This window comes from Terriglobales bacterium (genome assembly GCA_035543055.1).
Taxonomy (GTDB): Bacteria; Acidobacteriota; Terriglobia; order Terriglobales; family Acidobacteriaceae; genus JAIQFD01.
This window is the reverse complement of record DATKKJ010000178.1, coordinates 22,403-28,695: the sequence shown is the minus strand read 5'-3', so window position 1 is coordinate 28,695 and position 6,293 is coordinate 22,403. Positions and strand designations below refer to the sequence as shown.

4 protein-coding genes are annotated in these 6,293 nt (G+C 65.6%); 3 read left to right on the top strand and 1 reads right to left on the bottom strand.

Going from position 1 to position 6,293, the window contains the following annotated elements:
- The first annotated feature begins 20 nt into the window (after positions 1-20).
- Both VMS96_11815 and VMS96_11810 read left to right on the top strand, forming a co-directional pair.
- A complete protein-coding gene (locus VMS96_11815) occupies positions 21-2,912 on the top strand; it encodes a protein kinase (GenBank protein ID HVP44111.1) in 2,892 nt (963 codons plus the stop codon).
- A 437-nt stretch (positions 2,913-3,349) separates the two neighbouring features.
- Complete coding sequence (locus VMS96_11810; GenBank protein HVP44110.1) at positions 3,350-3,682, top strand: hypothetical protein; 333 nt, start codon at positions 3,350-3,352, stop codon at positions 3,680-3,682.
- 8 nt (positions 3,683-3,690) lie between these two features.
- On the opposite strand, the gene VMS96_11805 is transcribed toward VMS96_11810, so the two are convergent.
- Positions 3,691-4,938, bottom strand: coding sequence for a beta-ketoacyl-[acyl-carrier-protein] synthase family protein (locus VMS96_11805; GenBank protein HVP44109.1), 1,248 nt, complete (start codon positions 4,936-4,938; stop codon positions 3,691-3,693).
- 147 nt (positions 4,939-5,085) lie between these two features.
- Between VMS96_11805 and hemW the strand changes: the two genes are divergently transcribed.
- Positions 5,086-6,270, top strand: coding sequence for a radical SAM family heme chaperone HemW (hemW, locus tag VMS96_11800; protein ID HVP44108.1), 1,185 nt, complete (start codon positions 5,086-5,088; stop codon positions 6,268-6,270).
- Positions 6,271-6,293 lie beyond the last annotated feature (23 nt).

The following is a 6,293-nucleotide window of genomic DNA, read 5'->3' as shown; positions in this document are numbered from 1 at the left end:
TTCCCTGAGCGGGACGTGGCATGGCTACTCCGCAACGAGAGCCGGAGGCGTCGCACCGCGCCGATGAGCTGGTCGGCCGCTGCGTCGGGCGTTTCCAGATCAAGCGGTTAGTGGGCGCCGGCGGCATGGGCGAGGTGTATCTCGCCGACGATACCGTCTTGCGCCGCGAGGTGGCGGTCAAGCGCCTTTCGCCCAAGCTCCGCTCCGATCCCGATGCCCGCAAGCAAGTCCTGAAGGAAGCGCAGCGCGCCTCGGCGCTCAGTTCCCCTAACATCGCCGGCGTGTACGACGTGGTCGAGGACGGGGACGAGCTGCTCCTGGTGATGGAATATGTCGAGGGCGAGTCGCTGCGCCACCGCATGCGGGCCACGCCGCTGATGGCGGTCGAGAGTTTCCTGCCCATCGCCATCCAGTGCGCCGACGCGCTGGCTGCTGCCCACGCCCGCGGCATCTCGCACCGCGACATCAAGCCGGAGAACATCATGCTCACTGGCGCCGGGCTGGTGAAGGTGCTGGATTTCGGCCTGGCCCGGCGCATGCCGGTGCTCGATGAAAGCTCCGACACCGCCAGCCTCGAATCGGTCAGTTCGAGTTATGCCGGTACACCGGGTTACATGGCGCCGGAGGTGTTGCGCGAGGAGCCCTCCGACACGCGCGCCGATATCTTCTCTCTGGGCGTGGTGTTCTACGAGATGCTGAGCGGACAGCATCCGTTCCGTCAGGCGAAGGCGGTCGCCACGCTGGATCGGGTGTTGCACCACGATCCACTGCCTCTGGGCAAGGCGGCGCCGGGCGTGTCCAAGGAACTGCAGCGGATCGTCTCCAAGATGCTGGCCAAGGACCCGTCGGCGCGCTACGCCACTGCCGCCGACCTGGCGGTGGATCTGCGCGCCTTGCAGCGCAGAGCCACCGCGGCGGTGGCGCCGGTCCTGAGCCTGCGCTCGCGGGTCCTGACGGCTTTGCTGGCGGCGGCTGCGGTGGTCGCCGTCATCCTCCTGTTGCCGGTCGGGACCGCGCCCAGGCCGGCCTTCGCCGAGCGCGACTGGGTGTTGATCTCGGACTTCGATAACTCGGCCGGCGATCCCGTATTCGACCGTACCCTGGGAGAAGCGCTTTCCATCTCCTTGCAGCAGTCCAGCTATCTGAACGTCTTGCCACGTGACCGCATGGTCGCCGCCTTGCAAAGGATGAAGCGCGAGGGTGCGCCCAGGATCGACGAGGCGCTGGGGCGCGAGATCTGCCAGCGCGAGAACTTGCAAGTGCTCCTCATGGGCAGCATCGAGCGCAGCGGGAACGCGTTCCAGATCAACGTGCGTGGGCTGCAGCCCTCGAACGGGAAGCTGCTATTCGCCGAAAGCCAGCGCTTCGCGGCAAAGGAAGAGTTGTTCGAGAATGTCGATACGCTGGCTCGCCGCGTCCGCCAGGATCTAGGCGAATCGCTGCCCAGGATCGAGAAGAGCAGCCGCCCCCTGGCCAAGGTCACAACCCGTTCACTCGAAGCCCTGCAGCTCTATTCCCGGGCGGGAGACGACCTAGCTCGCAGCAACGTGGATTCCGCGTCCCTGCTGCTGCAGAGTGCGTTGCAGCGGGACCCGGATTTTGCCATGGCACACGCCTTACTGGCGCAGGTGTACGAGATCGCAGGCAACCGCCGGAGGAAGCAGGAAGAGCTGGAACGGGCGTATGCCCTCCGTGATGGTGTCACCGACCGGGAGCGTCACCTGATCGAAGCCGGTTATTTCGGCGTGCAAGGCGAGAATGAGAAGGCGGTGGACACGCTGGCGGTCCTGGTCAACCTCTATCCCGACGACGAGGATGGGCACCTGGAGCTTTCCAAGGCCCATCTGAACGTGGGCAACATCGCCGGCGGGATCGAAGACCTTCGCCAAGTGCTGCGTCTCAATCCCTTTTCCACCTATGCGTATTCCAACCTGGTGCTTTGTCTGGACCTGGTCAACGACGATCAGGCGGCAATCGAGGCCTATCGCCAGGCTGAGCAACGCGGCCTGCAGAGTCCTCGCCTGCAGTGGGGCTTTGCGTTGGCGCTCTTCGGGCAAGGCAACACCGCCGGAGCGCGGAAGGAACTGGAACGCGTCGAGAAGGTCGGAGGGCCATACCAGACCATCGCGCAGATCTATCAGGCGCGCATCGATGTTTACGAGGGGAGGCTCTCGGCAGGCGCCGAACGGCTCACCGCCGGCATGCGGAATGACGAAGCCTCGGGCAACCGGTCGGCGGAGATCTTGCGCAGGTACCTGCTGGCCTCGATCTACGTACTGCGGGGAGAGAAGGCGCTGGCGCAGCGTCATTTGCAGTGGGTCCTGGCGTCAGGTGAGCCGCGCGCCCTTCAAGCGGAAGACCTGCGGCGGGCGGGAACACTTTACGCGCAGATGGGAGACCTGGCTGCAGCTTCGGCAGTGCTCAAGAACCTGGAACGGCTGGCCGCGGACTCGCCCACGAACTTCAACAAGAGCTGCCTGGCGCATCTGAAAGGCGAGATCCAGACCGCGCAAGGCAAGCCCGCGGAAGCTGTGCAGTCGTTGCGCTCGGACCCGGCCCGCTATCCCGACTATTCGTTCCGCCTGGGACTGGCGCGAGCGTACCAGGCGCAGCAGGACTGGAGCCAGGCCGCGGCCGCCTGGCAACAGGTTCTGGCCGCCAAGGGCGAGATCCTGCGGGATGGATTTCCCGCCGATTGGGTGCTGGGGAACCTGGAATTGGCGCGCGCCTTACGCCGTCAGGGCAATGACCAGGCGGCCCGCAAACAGTACCAGCAGTTCTTCGCCATTTGGCGTGACGCCGACGATCTTCCCGTCCGCTGGCAAGCTCGGCGCGAATGGCAGGAAATGAGCGGCCTCGATCTGCCTGCGGCGGGGCCAGGCCCATCCGTACAAGAGACTCCATACCACTGAAGGAGGCAAACGATGACCCCCAGGAAATCTGCGCGCAGGAGTTCCACAAGGAGAGCGACTGCTCGCCGCACCCCGGTCCCCAGGAAACTGCTGATCGCCGCCGTCATAGGTTCAGCGTGCGTCGATCGAGTGTTCCGGAAGAAGCTGTTTACTGCCCGCGACCCAGTCGCCTGGATCGCAAGGCGGGTGAGCGCGCGTGACTGGAAGCTGACCGAACTGGAGACAGCCGTTCTCGGCGCCCTGATGCGGCCGGCCTACAGGAGGAAACTCATGGCCTCATGCGAACGGACCCAGGTGGTGGTCAGAGCAAGCACCAAGAACCTTCGCCTGAAGAACCCCTGGTGTACCTATCCTTGCGCGCTGTAAAGCGAGCACAGGCCCGACTCCAGGCTGATCCAGGTTCCGGTCACCGAGATCCATGACGAAAGGAGAAGTGTATGCCGTACGGTACCGGTAGTACGCCATCAGGCGGAACGGCAGATAAGCCCACGGCCCTCCTCACCATCATCGGCGCCGCCTGCACAAGCGAGAAGTTCCGCACCCTTCTGTTTCACGATCCCAAGCGCGTTTTCACGTTGTACCCCGACCTGAAGTTGTCCAGCGATGAACAGAAGGCGTTCGAGGTGCTGACCGCCAAGCGAGAAGCCCCCAATCATCTCGAGTTGTCGTTCGCCAAGGTCCACGCGATGTTGATCGCGTTTGGGATGCCCTGCACCTGGCCTTGCGAATGGAAGCTCGATCCGAGTGTGGAGATGATGAAGAAGCAGTAGCCGGGTACCTACTGCAGTCGCCGCAGCACCAGGGCTGAGTTCTTCGACCCGAAGGCGATGCAGTTGCACACGGCATGCTCGACCTGGGCCTTGCGGCCCGGGTCGGGCACGTAGTCCAGGTCGCAGTCCGGGTCGGGGACCTCGATATTGATTGTGGGCGGGAGCTGTTCGTGGCGCATGGCCACCAGAGTGGCGGCGACGCCCGCGGCCCCGCAGGCGCCCTGCGGGTGGCCGATCTGCGATTTCAGCGCCGACATCGGAGTGCGTGCCGCGCGTCCGTCCAGCACCAGCTTCAGGGCGCGGGTCTCGATGCGGTCGTTGAGCTGGGTGGAGGTGCCGTGCAGGTTCACGTACTGCACGTCGACGGTCTTGACGCCGGCTTCCTCCATGGCCAGCACGATGGCGCGGGCCGGCTCCTCTCCGCATTCCTGCAAACGCACGCGATGGAAGGCTTCGCAGGTGGAGCCGTAGCCCGCCACTTCACCATAGATCTTGGCGCCGCGGGCGCGCGCGTGCTCGTACTCCTCCAGCACGAACATCCAGGCGCCTTCGGCGATCACGAAGCCGTCGCGGTCGGCGGAGAAGGGGCGCGAGCCGCGTTCCGGCGCGTGGTTCCAGGACGCGGTCATGATCTTCATCAGGCAGAACCCTTTGAGGATGCCCAGGGCCAGCGGGGCATCGGCGCCCCCGCAGAGCACCATGGGCAGCACGCCGGCCTGAATGTTGCGCAGCGCGTAGCCGATGGCGTCGGTGGACGAGGTGCAGCCGGAAGTGACCACGTGGCTCATGCCCCGCAGCCCGAAGTACATGGAGATCTCGCTGGCCAGCGTGCCCATGGTCCCGCTGGGAATGCTGAACAAGCTCACCTGCTTGAGCTTGCCAGAGAGCCAGAGCCGGTACTGCTCCTCGGAGAAATCCTGGGCGCCGCCTCCGGTCCCCAGGATGACGCCGATGCGGCGCTTCTCCTCGAGAGGGAGGGCGGCGGGATCGAGCCCGGCGTCGCGCAGCGCCTCCGCCGAAGCCGCCAGGGACAGAGGGACCACGCGCGAGACGTGCTTGCGCTCGATCGGCTCCATCCACGCCAGCTCGTCGAAGCCGTGGACCTCGCCCGCGATCTGCACCGGCAGTTCGCTGGCATCGAAGCGGGTGATGCGCCCCACACCGCTGCGTCCTTCGAGCACGGCGCGGCAGAATTCTTCCTTGCCGATGCCGTTCGGACTGACTACTCCCATCCCGGTGATGACCGCGCGTTTCACCACAAGTCCGCCGATTCTATAAGAAGCAGCTCGGCGGGTGCCGGTTACAGCGAATTCTTTGCTCCTGCGCCGGGACCCTTGTATCCTCGGTGTGGTCCAGGAAGACACTAGCGCGGACATGTCCTGTGCCGCGCCACTCCAGAGCTGATGCCCACCGGCCTGTACATCTCGGTCCCCTTCTGCCGTTCCAAGTGCAGCTACTGTAACTTCGCCTCGGGGGTCTTTTCCGCCGGCTTGATGACGCGCTACGTGGAGCGCGTCTGCGACGACATGCGTTCGGCCCGGCAGACCGCGGCCCGGGTCGGGGCCGAGTTCGATCTCCGGGTCGATTCCATCTATGTGGGCGGGGGGACGCCCACGGCGCTGGCTCCCGAGGACCTGCAGGTAATGCTGGATTGCCCGCGCGAGGTCTTCGAGGTAGCGCCCGGCGCCGAGATCACGGTGGAGTGCGCTCCCGGAACGCTCACCCCGGAGATGCTGCAGACGCTGGTCGGCTTCGGGGTGAACCGCGTCAGCCTGGGCGTGCAATCGTTCGTTGATCGGGAAGCGGCCGCGGTCGGGCGCTTGCACAACCGCGCCGTTGTGCTCGACGACATCGCCCGGCTGCGCGCCCTCGGTGTCGGCAATATCAACCTCGACCTGATCGCCGGCCTGCCCCACCAGACCGCGGAATCGTGGAAATACTCGCTCGACGAAGCCCTGGCCGTCGTGCCGCCGCATATCAGCGTTTACATGCTGGAGGTGGACGAGGACTCGCGTCTGGGCCGGGAAGTGATTGCGGGCGGCACCCGGTACCACGCGCACGACGTCCCCAGCGAAGACCTGGTCGCCGAGCTTTACGAGATCGCCTGCCAGAAGCTGGGACGCGGCGGCTACGAGCATTACGAGATCTCGAACTTCTGCTGGAAGGGAGCCGAGTCGCGGCACAACCTGAAGTACTGGACCCGCCAGCCCTATCTCGGCTTCGGGGTCGACGCCCACTCCATGCTGCCGGCGTCGGGGGGCGACGTCGAGGCGGTGCGCTTCGCCACCACCGACGATCTGGATGCCTACCTGGCGGGCGAGGTCCCGGCCAGCTCGTTCATCTCGCGGCAGGCCGCGCTGGAAGAGACTCTGTTCCTGGGGCTGCGGCTGAATCGCGGGGTGGACCTGCAACGGGTGGCGCTAAGCTTCGGCGAGTCCGCCATCCGCGAGCTCATCCCCATCATGCGCGAGCTGGAGCGCGACCGCCTGGCCGAGCTCGCGGGGCGCGTGCTGCGCCTGACCGACCGCGGCCGGCTGCTCTCCAACGAGGTCTTCCAGCGCTTCCTCGCGCCCCAATTGCACGCCTGAGCGCTGCGATTTGTTATTCTTTT